12 protein-coding genes, 7 tRNA genes and 1 riboswitch are annotated in these 12,318 nt (G+C 31.6%); of the genes, 10 read left to right on the top strand and 9 right to left on the bottom strand.

Annotated elements, in window-relative coordinates; translation table 11 throughout:
* Position 1: 1 nt before the first annotated feature.
* Positions 2 to 1,807 carry an ATP-binding cassette domain-containing protein gene (locus tag LRR82_RS01845; RefSeq protein ID WP_249029815.1) on the bottom strand — a complete coding sequence of 602 codons (1,806 nt, stop codon included), beginning with the start codon at positions 1,805 to 1,807 and terminating at the stop codon, positions 2 to 4.
* A 43-nt stretch (positions 1,808 to 1,850) separates the two neighbouring features.
* On the opposite strand from LRR82_RS01845, the gene LRR82_RS01840 reads away from it, so the two are divergent.
* Positions 1,851 to 2,783, top strand: coding sequence for a TIGR01212 family radical SAM protein (locus LRR82_RS01840; RefSeq protein ID WP_249029814.1), 933 nt, complete (start codon positions 1,851 to 1,853; stop codon positions 2,781 to 2,783).
* A 32-nt stretch (positions 2,784 to 2,815) separates the two neighbouring features.
* Here the strand turns inward: LRR82_RS01840 and hpf are convergent, their stop codons facing one another.
* From hpf to LRR82_RS01825, 3 genes are all read right to left on the bottom strand, one after another.
* Complete coding sequence (gene hpf / locus LRR82_RS01835) at positions 2,816 to 3,346, bottom strand: ribosome hibernation-promoting factor, HPF/YfiA family (protein ID WP_249029813.1); 531 nt, start codon at positions 3,344 to 3,346, stop codon at positions 2,816 to 2,818.
* 89 nt (positions 3,347 to 3,435) lie between these two features.
* Positions 3,436 to 4,578 carry a methionine adenosyltransferase gene (gene metK, locus LRR82_RS01830; RefSeq protein ID WP_249029812.1) on the bottom strand — a complete coding sequence of 381 codons (1,143 nt, stop codon included), beginning with the start codon at positions 4,576 to 4,578 and terminating at the stop codon, positions 3,436 to 3,438.
* A 66-nt stretch (positions 4,579 to 4,644) separates the two neighbouring features.
* Positions 4,645 to 4,741: riboswitch (SAM riboswitch) on the bottom strand.
* 288 nt (positions 4,742 to 5,029) lie between these two features.
* Positions 5,030 to 5,275 (bottom strand): NifU family protein, encoded by a 246-nt coding sequence (locus LRR82_RS01825; RefSeq protein ID WP_249029811.1) that lies wholly within the window; start codon positions 5,273 to 5,275, stop codon positions 5,030 to 5,032.
* Positions 5,276 to 5,466: 191 nt separating this feature from the next.
* Here LRR82_RS01825 and LRR82_RS01820 point away from each other — a divergent pair, with 191 nt between their 5' ends.
* The 9 genes from LRR82_RS01820 to LRR82_RS01780 all read left to right on the top strand — a co-directional run bounded on the left by LRR82_RS01820 (position 5,467) and on the right by LRR82_RS01780 (position 7,858).
* Positions 5,467 to 5,862, top strand: coding sequence for a S1 RNA-binding domain-containing protein (locus LRR82_RS01820; protein ID WP_399201157.1), 396 nt, complete (start codon positions 5,467 to 5,469; stop codon positions 5,860 to 5,862).
* A gap of 2 nt (positions 5,863 to 5,864) precedes the next feature.
* A complete protein-coding gene (locus LRR82_RS01815) occupies positions 5,865 to 7,148 on the top strand; it encodes a glucose-6-phosphate isomerase (protein WP_249029810.1) in 1,284 nt (427 codons plus the stop codon).
* A 99-nt stretch (positions 7,149 to 7,247) separates the two neighbouring features.
* Positions 7,248 to 7,323: transfer RNA gene (locus LRR82_RS01810), tRNA-Val, on the top strand.
* 13 nt (positions 7,324 to 7,336) lie between these two features.
* A tRNA-Thr gene (locus tag LRR82_RS01805) sits at positions 7,337 to 7,412 on the top strand.
* 4 nt (positions 7,413 to 7,416) lie between these two features.
* Positions 7,417 to 7,500: transfer RNA gene (locus LRR82_RS01800), tRNA-Tyr, on the top strand.
* Between the two features lie 4 nt (positions 7,501 to 7,504).
* A tRNA-Gln gene (locus LRR82_RS01795) sits at positions 7,505 to 7,580 on the top strand.
* A 9-nt stretch (positions 7,581 to 7,589) separates the two neighbouring features.
* Positions 7,590 to 7,665 (top strand) — tRNA-Lys (locus LRR82_RS01790).
* Positions 7,666 to 7,689: 24 nt separating this feature from the next.
* Positions 7,690 to 7,778: transfer RNA gene (locus LRR82_RS01785), tRNA-Leu, on the top strand.
* A 6-nt stretch (positions 7,779 to 7,784) separates the two neighbouring features.
* Positions 7,785 to 7,858: transfer RNA gene (locus LRR82_RS01780), tRNA-Gly, on the top strand.
* Positions 7,859 to 7,891: 33 nt separating this feature from the next.
* On the opposite strand, the gene LRR82_RS01775 is transcribed toward LRR82_RS01780, so the two are convergent.
* From LRR82_RS01775 to LRR82_RS01755, 5 genes are all read right to left on the bottom strand, one after another.
* The gene (locus LRR82_RS01775) at positions 7,892 to 8,713 is read right to left on the bottom strand and encodes a hypothetical protein (RefSeq protein WP_249029809.1); all 822 of its coding nucleotides are present in this window, start codon (positions 8,711 to 8,713) and stop codon (positions 7,892 to 7,894) included.
* On the bottom strand, positions 8,698 to 9,318 hold the full coding sequence (locus LRR82_RS01770) for a sporulation protein YunB (protein WP_249029808.1): 621 nt from the start codon (positions 9,316 to 9,318) through the stop codon (positions 8,698 to 8,700). The genes LRR82_RS01775 and LRR82_RS01770 overlap by 16 nt, the downstream gene beginning before the upstream one ends.
* Before the next feature lie 44 nt (positions 9,319 to 9,362).
* Complete coding sequence (locus tag LRR82_RS01765) at positions 9,363 to 10,532, bottom strand: iron-containing alcohol dehydrogenase (RefSeq protein WP_249029807.1); 1,170 nt, start codon at positions 10,530 to 10,532, stop codon at positions 9,363 to 9,365.
* A 78-nt stretch (positions 10,533 to 10,610) separates the two neighbouring features.
* Positions 10,611 to 10,847, bottom strand: coding sequence for a GIY-YIG nuclease family protein (locus tag LRR82_RS01760; protein WP_249029806.1), 237 nt, complete (start codon positions 10,845 to 10,847; stop codon positions 10,611 to 10,613).
* A 30-nt stretch (positions 10,848 to 10,877) separates the two neighbouring features.
* A complete protein-coding gene (locus LRR82_RS01755; protein ID WP_249029805.1) occupies positions 10,878 to 12,293 on the bottom strand; it encodes a lipopolysaccharide biosynthesis protein in 1,416 nt (471 codons plus the stop codon).
* Between the last annotated feature and the right edge of the window lie 25 nt (positions 12,294 to 12,318).

Raw genomic sequence — 12,318 nt, 5'->3', positions numbered from 1 at the left:
CTTATTCCTCCTTAATTACATCACTACACTTTACATTTACTGATTTCCTACTCACTATGTAAGCAACCATACTACACGACATGCTATAAACAAAAAGAATCCCCAAATTAATAGAAATATCCGGATATAAAAACAACTTTTCTATTGCAATCCACTTGGTAAAGGGATTATAAATAGAAAACAAACTTATTGTTAGCATACCTAGGCAATTCCCAACACAAGCAACCAAAAAACCAAACAAAAAACCTTGTACAGCATAGATCAAACATAACCTAGACTTACTCATCCCATTACTAAAAGCAATCGCATTATCTTTTCTTCTTTGATATAAAAGTGCTGTATATACCAACTGTATTAATAACAAAGAAATCGAAAAACTTAAAAACATAAACAAATAAGCAACCACCTCTCCTAATAAAAACAAGGACGATTGTCCTTGTTTCATTGTTTCTAAACTAGAAAAACTATAATAGATATCATCATTCCATTTTTCTAATACACTTTCAATATCTTGATCTTCAAAAATCTCTAAATATACTTTTTGATCATTTTCTATTTGTTCTACTATTTCATTTGGAATATAAAAATCGCGATAATAAACACTAGGCATCCCTAATAATGTATCTTCAATAACCCCTACAATTTGAAAAACATACTCTTTTTCATTTAACAAATAAACAATACTTTCCTCTTGATAAATATCTAAAAAAGCTTCATTTACAACTATTTCATTCATATTACTCATTAATGTTCCAGACACTATTTCAATATGACTCGTTGCACTAGGCATTATTGTGTGAACAATTGTTTCATCAAGATCAGGATATTGGCCTACATCAAATAAATAATCATAAGAGATACCTTGGTAATCACTAACCATATCTTCCAGTTCTTCTTTCGAAAAAGAACTATCACTATAATCAATCTTTTGCACTTCCACGATATTCTTTGTAACATACTGATTATAACTTTGTTGAAAATAATCTTCGATACCACTTTTAGCTCCAAACAATAGTAAAAAACAAGTAATCGTAATTGCTTGTAAAAGCAATAAATTAAGATACGTATTTTTCTGATATATAAATTGACGATAACAATATCGTATCGTAAATAAAAAAGAAGTAGTACACTTCTTAGGATAATTGCATAAACTATATATTCTTTCACTAAAATAATAGTGATGTTTTAAATCATCAAAATCAATGATTTGGTTTGTATATTTTTCTAACAACTTCTTATCATGACTAACTACCAATACCAAATGTTTTTTTCCATAATCTTGTAACAACTTCATTACTTGTTGTCCCATCTTTTGATGCATTGCCCCGGTAGGTTCATCACACAATAAAATAGGACTATTACATAGAAACGCTCTTGCAAGAGCAACTCGTTGTTTTTGTCCTCCACTAAGTTGACTTGGATAACGATCTAATAAGTCCTCTATTTCTAACTTTTTATATAGTGCATGGTTATCGATCCATTCATATTGTTTACAATACATTCCAAATTGAATATTTTCTCTAACGGTTAATGCTGGTAATAAATTATAAAATTGATACAAATAACTAACATTCTTTTGACTATGCTTTTGTCTTTGATGAGCATTCGACATAATTGGCAAGCCACCATATTCGACTACACCACTATCTACCTCTTCTAAACCACCTACACAGTTTATGAATGTTGTTTTCCCACAACCACTTGGACCAACAACACCAATTAGTCCTATTGCTCCAAAATGGATCGTTAAATCTCCAAATAATTCTTTATCAAAAGCTTTATAAATATGCTCAAATCGTAGTGTCATAATGCCTCCTTTATGTTATAATCCTCCTAATTGGAGGTGTTTTATGTTCCCTTATTCAACTGATAACAAGCGTTATCATACTTTTAATTATCATTTAAAACAAAAATATCATCATAAAGTAGCGAAAGTAAGTTTAAACGCTGACTTTACTTGTCCTAATAAAGATGGTACCAAAGGATATGGTGGTTGTATTTTTTGTAGTTCTAGTGGTAGTGGTGACTTTGCCGGAAATCCAAATGAAAGTCTAGATAGCCAATTCAATAAAGTAAGTCAATTAATGCAAGTAAAATGGCCTAATTGTAAATATATTGCTTACTTTCAAGCAAATACGAATACTTATGGTCCAATAGAAAAAATAAAACAATGCATAGAACCTTTCCTAGAAAAACAAGATGTTGTTGCTATTGCTATTGCGACAAGACCAGATTGTTTAAGTGACGAAATTGTAGAATATTTACATACAGTTAACCAGAAAAAAGATATTTGGTTAGAACTAGGGCTTCAAACCATTCATGAAAATACAGCTACCTTTATTAATAGAGGACATACTTATCAAGAATTTCTTGATGGACTAGCATTAGCAAGAAAATATCAACTCAATGTATGCGTTCACGTAATGAATGGTCTTCCTTATGAAACACCTGAAATGATGTTAGAAACAGTAAAAGTAGTAGGTCAATTGGATATCCAAGCTATTAAAATACATATGTTATACGTTGTTGAAAACACAAAACTAGCAACAATATATAAAAAAGATCCCTTTGATATTTTATCAAGAGATCAATTTATTAATCTAGTAGTAGAACAACTAGCATATTTACCTGAAAACATCATCATTGAAAGATTAACAGGTGATGGAAAAATAGATGACTTAATAGCACCATTATGGTCTATTAAAAAAGTAATGATATTAAATGATATTGATAAACTCATGGTTCAAAAACAATATATGCAAGGCTGTAAATTAAAAGGATGATTCACTCGAATCATCCTTTCTATTTAGTTTTATTATTCAGTTTCAATTAAACCATATTCACCATCAAAACGACGATAAACTACACTTACTTTTTCTGTTTCCGTATCACGGTACACGAAGAATGAGTGACCAATTAATTCCATTTGCATTACTGCTTCTTCCATATCCATTGGTTTTGGATTAATTGTTTTTACTTTTACTAATACATCCTCTTCTTCTTGGTCGTCATCAGCTACTTCTGATAAGTTTAAAGCTAACTTATGTTCTTTAGATTTACGGCTTAGACGTGTTTTGTACTTACGAATTTGTCCCTCTAATTTGTCGATAACTTGATCAATTGCATTGTATAAGTCATCATCCACTACTTCTGCTCGTAACATAATATATTCCGTCGGAATTGTTACTTCAATCTTTTGTCCGTATGGATACACACGAACTAATACTTTGGCTTCCACTTCATCACTAACAATAAAATACTTATCTAACTTTGTTAACTTTTCAGCTACTTTCGCTTCGATTGCATCAGTGATCTCAATGTTTTTTCCTCTTACAATAATTTTCATAAGATGTACCTCCTTGTTATATCTATATTATAACTCAAAAGTACATAGTAATCCATAGTTATTATAAATTATGGGATAAACACCAATATTTATAAATACTTTGCAAGTACTTCTACTTTGTCTAACTTTTCCCAAGGTAATTCCACATCACTACGTCCAAAATGTCCATAAGCAGCAGTTGCTTTATAGATAGGTTGACGCAATTGTAACGTATCAATAATCCCTGAAGGTGTTAAATCAAAATTCTCACGAATTGCTTTTAAAATAACATCTTTTTCTACTTTCTCACTACCATAAGTTTCTAAGAAAATAGAAGTAGGTTCTTTTACACCAATTGCATAAGAAACTTGTAATTCTACTTGTTCACATAAATTTGCTGCTACTAAATTCTTAGCAATATAACGCATCATATAAGCCCCAGAACGGTCTACTTTAGAAGGATCTTTGCCACTAAAAGCCCCACCACCATGACGAGCACTTCCACCATATGTATCAACAATAATTTTACGTCCTGTCAAACCTGTATCTCCATGAGGACCACCAATCACAAAGCGTCCAGTTGGATTAATTAAAGCTTTGTAATTTGTATCAAAACCATACTTAGATACAACTTCATCCATTACTTGTTCTTTAATAAAAGAATGGAATTTTGCTTCATCAAAATCTCCATCATGTTGTACTGACATTAATACAGTATCAATCTTAGGAGTAGCTTCACTATAATCAATCGTTACTTGGGCTTTCATATCTGGTCTAGCATGTTTGAATTCACCAGACAAACGTTTGTTTGTTGCAACTCTTACTAAATGATGAGCAATAGAAATAGCCAAAGGCATATATCCTTTTGTTTCTTTGCATGCATAACCAAACATAATTCCTTGGTCTCCAGCACCACCTACATTATCATTGGTACCTAACGCAATATCCACAGATTGACTATCTAATACAACTTCCACTTTACATGTTCGATAATCAATTCCTTTATCTTGGTCATCATACCCAATTTCTTTTAATACATCTCTTGCTACTTGTTCATAATTCACAATCGCATTCGTAGTAATTTCACCACCAATAACAACATAATTAGTAGTTATAAATACTTCACAAGCCACTCTTGAGTTAGGATCTTGTTTAAAACATTCATCTAAAATAGCATCTGATATTTGATCACAAATTTTATCAGGATGACCAATTGATACTGATTCTGATGTAAATAAAACTTTCTCTTTCATACTTTCTCCTTTTCTTTTTGTAAAAACAAAAAAAGCTTCCCAAAGAGAAAGCATTTTTGTAGCTTTCTCTTATTGTTCAAGTAAACTTGCTTAGTCGGGCACCTTCTATGCTATAGGGTTGCCACCACATCTTAGATCTGCATCTAGTGGTTCTTAATAAGAGCTTTATATTATTTGTTTTTAATTTCTTCTATTGATAAAGAAGTAATTGCACTAATCACTTCCTCTTCTAACCCGAGATCCTTTAATATCTCCGCAATTAGATATTGTTGATTGACTCTTTCCATATTTTCACCTAGCATTATTTTAGCCAGGATGAATAAAAATATTCGCCAATTTCCAACAAAAAATATATTAATATAAAATGTTTTAAAATGCAAGCATTTTTATAACAATATTAGTATACCATGCTTTTCAAGATTTTTTATCCCATCTTTGTTTCAAATTAGTATTAAAATAATGTATTACTTGCAATATTTTGTACTTCTAATACTTGTGGTATTTCTTCCATTAAAATTTGTTCTACCCCATCTTTTAGAGTATCATCCAACATTGAACATCCGGCACATGCTCCTAACATACGCACATACACAATACCATCAATAAATTCAACAAATTCTATGTCTCCCCCATCTCTTTGAAGATAAGGTCTTAATTTATCAATTACCTTTTTAATATCCTCGATTACTTGTTCCATACTATCACTCCTTCTTCTTTTTTATTGTACCACAAAAATAGCTATTGTTACTAAGAATTTAATAATCAAATACAATCTGCTTACAACATCCTCATTAGTAACTATGATTGATTGCATCTATTTTTGATAAAAAGTATTTTCATTAAGAAAGTTTCATTTTATGATAAAAAAAGGACATTATTTATGATATAATGTCCTCGCAAGGGGTGAATATATTGAAAATACAACGAGGTGACATTATTGATGTCAAAATAACAGGTGTCCAACCTTATGGTGCTTTTGCATCACTACCTGATAATAGTACGGGATTAATTCATATCTCAGAAATTTCAGAAAAATTTGTAAAAAGTATCGAAAGCTTCGTCGCAGTGGGAGATGTCGTAAAGGTAAAAGTATTAGACTTTGATAACGCTACAAGCCATGCAAAGCTAAGCCTAAAGGCAATTGATAAAACATATCGACGTAGAGAAAAACGAGTTTATTACAAAAATCCTAGAAGATTTATTGTAGAAACACCTAATGGATTCGCACCCTTACAACAAGCATTACCATCATGGTTAGAAAAAGGCGTAATAGAGGAGGAATAACAATGATTACTATCGATTTACAACATGCAAAACTTAGTGAAGAAATGTCTTCTTATAAAGAAACCGTAAAAGACATCCATCACATGATTCACAACAAAACTGGTAAAGGAAATGACTTCTTAGGTTGGGTTGCATTACCAGAAAATTATGATAAAGAAGAAGTAGCTTTAATTAAGAAAACTGCAGCTATGTTACAAGAAGAAGTAGATGTTTTATTAGTTTGTGGTATTGGGGGATCTTATTTAGGAGCACGTGCTGCTATTGATGCCCTAAATGGTTTATTCCCAACAAATAAAGTAGAAATAATTTATGTAGGAAATACTTTTTCTTCAACTTACTTAGCACAAGTTGTTGATTATTTAGAAGATAAAGAGTTTGCTATTAATGTAATTTCAAAATCAGGAACAACAACAGAAACATCAATTGCTTTTAGAGTATTTAAAGAATTAGCTGAAACTAGATATGGTAAAGAAAAAGCACAAAGAAGAATTGTAGCTACTACAGATAAAGCAAGAGGTGCCCTAAAAACACTTGCAACAAATGAAGGATATACTACTTTTGTAGTACCTGATGATGTTGGTGGGCGTTATTCTGTATTAACTGGTGTTGGTTTATTCCCAATTGCTATGGCTGGTATTGACATTGAAGAAATGTTAGGTGGAGCAAAAGAAGCAATGGATTTATATAACAATGAAGACTTAGAAACAAATGTTGCTTACCAATATGGTGTAGCAAGACAAATGTTACATAAAGCTGGATATCCTGCAGAAATGTTTGTTACTTATGAATCACAATTCACAATGGTTGCAGAATGGTGGAAACAATTATTTGGAGAATCAGAAGGAAAAGAAAGCAAAGGTATATTACCTACAAGTGCTACTTTCTCTACAGATCTTCACTCTTTAGGTCAATTTATCCAAGACGGTTCTAAAGTAGTATTTGAAACAATTTTACAAGTTGCAACTCCTGCTAAAGACTTAACTGTTCCTAGTGATAAAGATGATTTAGATAACCTAAACTACTTAGCTGGTAAATCAGTAGATTGGGTAAATAAAAAAGCATGTGAAGGAACAATTGAAGCTCATGTAGTAACTGGGAATGTTCCAAACATCTTATTATCTTTAGATAAAATGGATGCAAAAGGATTTGGATTCATGGTTTATTTCTTTGAAAAAGCATGTGCTATGTCCGTATATATGTTAGAAGTAAATCCATTTGATCAACCTGGTGTTGAAGTTTATAAAGCAAATATGTTTAAATTATTAGGGAAACCTGGTGCAAAATAACAAGTTAGTCGGAACGCAAAAAATGCGTTCCTTTTTTTTAAAAAAAAGATTGACTATCGATAATGGAAATGCTAATATGTAATGGCACTGGAAAGTCATGGAGGTTTAGCTCAGTTGGGAGAGCATCTGCCTTACAAGCAGAGGGTCAGCGGTTCGAGCCCGTTAACCTCCACCATTTTTTAGTTAATGCCGGCTTAGCTCAATTGGTAGAGCAACTGACTTGTAATCAGTAGGTTGAGGGTTCAAGTCCTTTAGCCGGCACCATAATGGAGAAGTAGCGAAGAGGCTAAACGCGGCTGACTGTAACTCAGTTCCTAACGGTTCGGTGGTTCGAATCCGCCCTTCTCCACCATTCTTGGGGTATAGCCAAGCGGTAAGGCAACAGACTTTGACTCTGTCATCCCCCTGGTTCGAATCCAGGTACCCCAGCCAAATAAACAAGACCTGCTAGCTCAGTTGGTAGAGCATCTGACTTTTAATCAGAGGGTCAGGCGTTCGAGTCGCCTGCGGGTCACCATTTTTTATAGAAGCATTAAGCCATGCCCAGGTGGCGAAACTGGTAGACGCACAGGACTTAAAATCCTGCGGACCTTAAAATCCGTGCCGGTTCGATTCCGGCCCTGGGCACCATTTTTTGCGGGTGTAGTTCAATGGTAGAACTTCAGCCTTCCAAGCTGACTACGTGGGTTCGATTCCCATCACCCGCTCCAAATGATAAACAAGACAACCTTCGGGTTGTTTTTTTATATCCAATCAATAGTTGGCAAATAAACATATTGACCAATAAGCCTATGAAGTCTTTTCATTCTCATTCTTTCCACATTCAATTGTTGATAAAATAAAATCATTTCATCGTTTTCACGATGAAAAAAATGACTAGGAAACAAAACTCTAGCATACAAATAAATCATTTCCTCTTTTGAATAATAGAACTGTTCTATATATTCCTTCAACTTTTCCTCCCCTATATCCCCTTGTTTATAACACAAAGCAATATCTCGAACCCTACTACTAACAATAAGATTATCTGGTGCCACAATATAACGATAAAGTGGTTTTACAATTCTATGTTGGATACTAGTAGGTATTTTAGCATATTCAATCAAATTAATGATTTGAACTGCATGTTCTGCTAAACCTTGATAGTAATAAGATAGTACTACAAACTGTTCATTTAATTGAATACTACTAGCATGTTTTGATATACTAGCTCTAGCTTCATCTATCATTAGACACCATTGTTGCTTTATTTCTTTTATATCAAGTAATTCTTTTGGAATCATCATACTAGTAAGAAAGAAATATCTCTCTAATTCGATATCATACGCTTGATAACAATACAAAACATATCCCTCACTATCAAAATTCCCATAACAATTCTTTACCTGTAAAAAACCTCCTACCCCTAACTTATCTAAATAATATTCATAATAATTCAATACAAAAGAATGAATTTGTTTGTTACTTAAATAATAATTTTGATTTTGATAAACAAAATAATCTTCTTCTAAACTATCTATTGTAATTAGATAGTACCTAGATAATACTTCTAATTTTGATACCATTGAGGAATCTCTCCTTGTATTATTTCCATTACCAATGGATATTCTATTACTTTTGTAAATTCATCCATAATAGACAAGGTTGCTACTTTTAAATGAATCGTAACCTTTAGTATAATAACGATCATCATATGATTAATACCATAAGACTCTACTTCTTTTATTACTTCACTAGTAAGATAAGTCATCGTAATATATTTTAGGTGGATAGATGGCCCTATATTCATAAAAAAAGCGTTATCTAAAAAAGAACCTAAAGGAATAGTTGCAATTACTCCACCTTGATCATTCATTTCTTTTAATCTAGATTGATATAAATTATCATTTTTTTGATATGTCCCATCTTCAATTAAAAAGAATACTTCTTCCATTTCTGAAACTATTTGTGAAGCAATATTGCTTGCTTGTAACATATCAATACTAATCGTATCTTCATTAGAAGATACGATCCCTTCCATTGTGTAATTAGATGCTGTTGCATTAACTACTAATTGACAAAATCTTTTTATTTCATATTCTGCAATATCATCTGTTTTACTAGCTATTAAAAAACTAAAAGAAAAAAAACATAAAAAAACAAGGACAAAACAAAATAGTAATTTTTTCATACAATCACCTACATTACTATATGTTCTATTCCTTGCCTTATACTTTATTTATATGATTTTTCTAATATTTCTAAAACTGCTTTATCTGTTACTTCAAAAGGATCAACCGTATATAAACCACCCATTGTATCTCTTGCATTCACAACATATTGATTTAATTCTTCTTTTTTCATACCATAAGATGACATTTCAATATTATCTACTCCACAAGCAACTTGTAATTCAACTAATGCACTAACAAAATCCATTGCACATGTCGCATCGCATTTCCCTAATGCTTTAGCCATTGTAATCATTCTTTCTTCACAAACTGGATTACTAGCCATATGTGTATAATATTCTTTACTAATCGCTATCAACGCAGCTCCATGTTCAAAGTTAGAATGGAAAGCACTAATTGCATGAGCAATACTATGTTCACTAGTACATCCAGAAGTTGATTCAACCATTCCTGCTAGTGTATTAGCTAAGGCAACATCTCCTCTTGCATCAATATCTGTTCCTTCCGCTACTGCTTTTGCTAAAGATTTTCCAATTAACTCAATTGCTTTTAAAGCATACATATCACTCATCACATAGCTTGTTGTATTTAAATATCCTTCGCTACTATGGAATAATGCATCAAATCCTTGATAAGCAGTCAAATGCTTTGGTACTGATACCATGATTTCAGGATCTACAATTGCTAGCACTGGGAATGTTTTATCATAACCAAACCCTATTTTTTCATTCGTATCTACTTTTGTAGTAACAGTCCATGGGTCTGCTTCTGTTCCAGTTCCCGCTGTTGTAGTAATCGCAACAATTGGTAATGGATCATTTGGAACAGGCATCCCTTTTCCAGAACCACCACCTACATAATCCCAATAATCTCCAGGATTAGTGGCCATTATGGCAATTGCTTTAGAAGCATCGATTGCACTTCCTCCACCTAATCCAATGACAAAGTCAATACCATTTTCTTTACAGTATTCTCCACCTTCATCTACATGTTCTTTAATAGGGTTAGGTAATATTTTATTAAATAAATGATGTTCTATCCCTAAATCATCTAATTGATCAGTTACTGTTTTTAAATATCCATATTTAACAACAGAAGTACCATTTGTAGTTACAATTAATGCTTTTTTCCCTGGTAAATTATAATTCTTTAATTCTTTTAAACTCCCTTTTCCAAACACAATTCTTGTTGGAATATAATAATTAAAATTCATAGAACTTCCTCCTTATTCTTCTTTAGTATACTCTTTTATAAAGAAGAATAAATCATTTTTAATAAATTGAAAAAAAACTTATAAAAACAAAGCTTCCTTTTGTTTACGAGTCATCTTTTTCAATCTATATTCCCTAGACATTGCCTCTTTTTTCGTAAGAAAAACTTCATGGTAAACTAAAACAACAGGTGTCCTTGCACGAGTATACTTTGCACCTTTACCAAGGTTATGCGTTTCTATACGTTTTTCCAAATCATTCGTCCAACCTGTATAGTATGTCCCATCATTGCATAATACGATATATACGTAGTTCATTTTTCCCTCCAAAAAAAGATAAGTTTTCACTTATCTTTTTATTTTCTTTACTATAGACATAAGCATTATTTTTACAATATCTCCTGCCACCACATAAGCAAAGATAACTGAAATACAAACATTTACAACATTAATCCATAACACCCCTTGTAAACTTAAAACAACAGTTAATAAGAAAACAAAGACAGTAAACAAAATCATTCGTCTTGGTATTTTTAAAGCACAATAACGTTTATTAATATCATAATAACGATATCCTGCTAAAGTAGCATTTGAAATAACCGTAGCAAATACGGCAGCAATGATACCAAACTTCTTAACAAACAACAAATTCAAAACAACATTTAAAAAAGCCGCAGTAACTGTTGTTACCATCATATTTTTACCTTCTTTTAAAGCAACATAAATACTAGAAAAGAATTGTGCAAAACATGAAAAACATGCCCCAATCACTAAAATTGGAGTATATATAAATCCTGCATCCAATTCTGGATTTTGATTAAAGAAAGCAAATAAGAATGGTGAAATAGCTACCAACCCTGCAGTTCCTGCCGATAATAAACAATATATTACTTTAAACATTCTTCCATAATAATCATCACTATCACTATCTTCTACACTACGTGTTGCTGATTCTGTCCATGCTAAGTTGAAAGCTGGATATATTAAATTTAAAATAGCTGGTACTTTTGTTGCAATAATATAAATCCCATTCGATGTCAAACCTAAAAATAAAGTAATAATCCATTGATCAGACATCTGATTAATATACCAAGCTACTGCATTAGGAATAAATGGACATGCATAAAACAACATTTCTTTTGCTTGATTAAATTCAAAATTCTTAATATGAATATATTTAAATATTTGTGTTTTATAGGTTGAATAACATATTCCAACTATATCAGCCAAAGTTAACGCAATCAACACACCCATATATCCTATTTCAAATACAATTAAACACACACATAAGATAACAAAATTAACAACTACCACCATTGCTGCTAAAAAAGAATATTCCTTATACATTGCAAATGATCGTAAAATAAATCTCATAATCTGACAAAATACTTCAATCCAAATATATAAAATCAAAAGAAATAACCAAAATCCTGTTAAATCTATAAAAGGTAAAATCATACAACCTAATGACACCAAAAGCATTACACCAAAAACAATAAAAATACCACTACTAATAATAACACTCTTTTCATGATCATTTCTTGCATTAATTAAGAAACGAAAGAAAGCTTGTTCTAATTGTAGTGTCGCTAAAGGAACTACAAAAGATAAAACTGTTGTAGTTAATAAGCTAATATAACCATATCCATCACCTTGTGTATAAGCAGTAATAATTGGTGTAGTTAACAAACTAATAATTCTTGGTAAGAATGTACCAAGTGCTAAAATCATTGTATTTTTAGCTAAAGAAGCTTCTCTAGACATTGTTTTCACCCACTTTTTCATATCT

Source organism: Tannockella kyphosi (genome assembly GCF_021054785.1).
GTDB lineage: Bacteria > Bacillota_I > Bacilli_A > Erysipelotrichales > Coprobacillaceae > Tannockella > Tannockella kyphosi.
Note: the sequence above shows the minus strand (reverse complement) of the source record. Positions and strands in the feature narration are given on the sequence as shown.

Excerpts from the sequence above, each read along its gene's own strand:
- LRR82_RS01845 (WP_249029815.1), bottom strand. The coding sequence starts at position 1,807 with ATGACACTACGATTTGAGCATATTTATAAAGCTTTTGATAAAGAATTA.
- LRR82_RS01840 (WP_249029814.1), top strand. The coding sequence starts at position 1,851 with ATGTTCCCTTATTCAACTGATAACAAGCGTTATCATACTTTTAATTAT.
- hpf (WP_249029813.1), bottom strand. The coding sequence starts at position 3,346 with ATGAAAATTATTGTAAGAGGAAAAAACATTGAGATCACTGATGCAATC.
- metK (WP_249029812.1), bottom strand. The coding sequence starts at position 4,578 with ATGAAAGAGAAAGTTTTATTTACATCAGAATCAGTATCAATTGGTCAT.
- LRR82_RS01825 (WP_249029811.1), bottom strand. The coding sequence starts at position 5,275 with ATGGAACAAGTAATCGAGGATATTAAAAAGGTAATTGATAAATTAAGA.
- LRR82_RS01820 (WP_399201157.1), top strand. The coding sequence starts at position 5,467 with ATGTCCTCGCAAGGGGTGAATATATTGAAAATACAACGAGGTGACATT.
- LRR82_RS01815 (WP_249029810.1), top strand. The coding sequence starts at position 5,865 with ATGATTACTATCGATTTACAACATGCAAAACTTAGTGAAGAAATGTCT.
- LRR82_RS01775 (WP_249029809.1), bottom strand. The coding sequence starts at position 8,713 with ATGGTATCAAAATTAGAAGTATTATCTAGGTACTATCTAATTACAATA.
- LRR82_RS01770 (WP_249029808.1), bottom strand. The coding sequence starts at position 9,318 with ATGAAAAAATTACTATTTTGTTTTGTCCTTGTTTTTTTATGTTTTTTT.
- LRR82_RS01765 (WP_249029807.1), bottom strand. The coding sequence starts at position 10,532 with ATGAATTTTAATTATTATATTCCAACAAGAATTGTGTTTGGAAAAGGG.
- LRR82_RS01760 (WP_249029806.1), bottom strand. The coding sequence starts at position 10,847 with ATGAACTACGTATATATCGTATTATGCAATGATGGGACATACTATACA.
- LRR82_RS01755 (WP_249029805.1), bottom strand. The coding sequence starts at position 12,293 with ATGTCTAGAGAAGCTTCTTTAGCTAAAAATACAATGATTTTAGCACTT.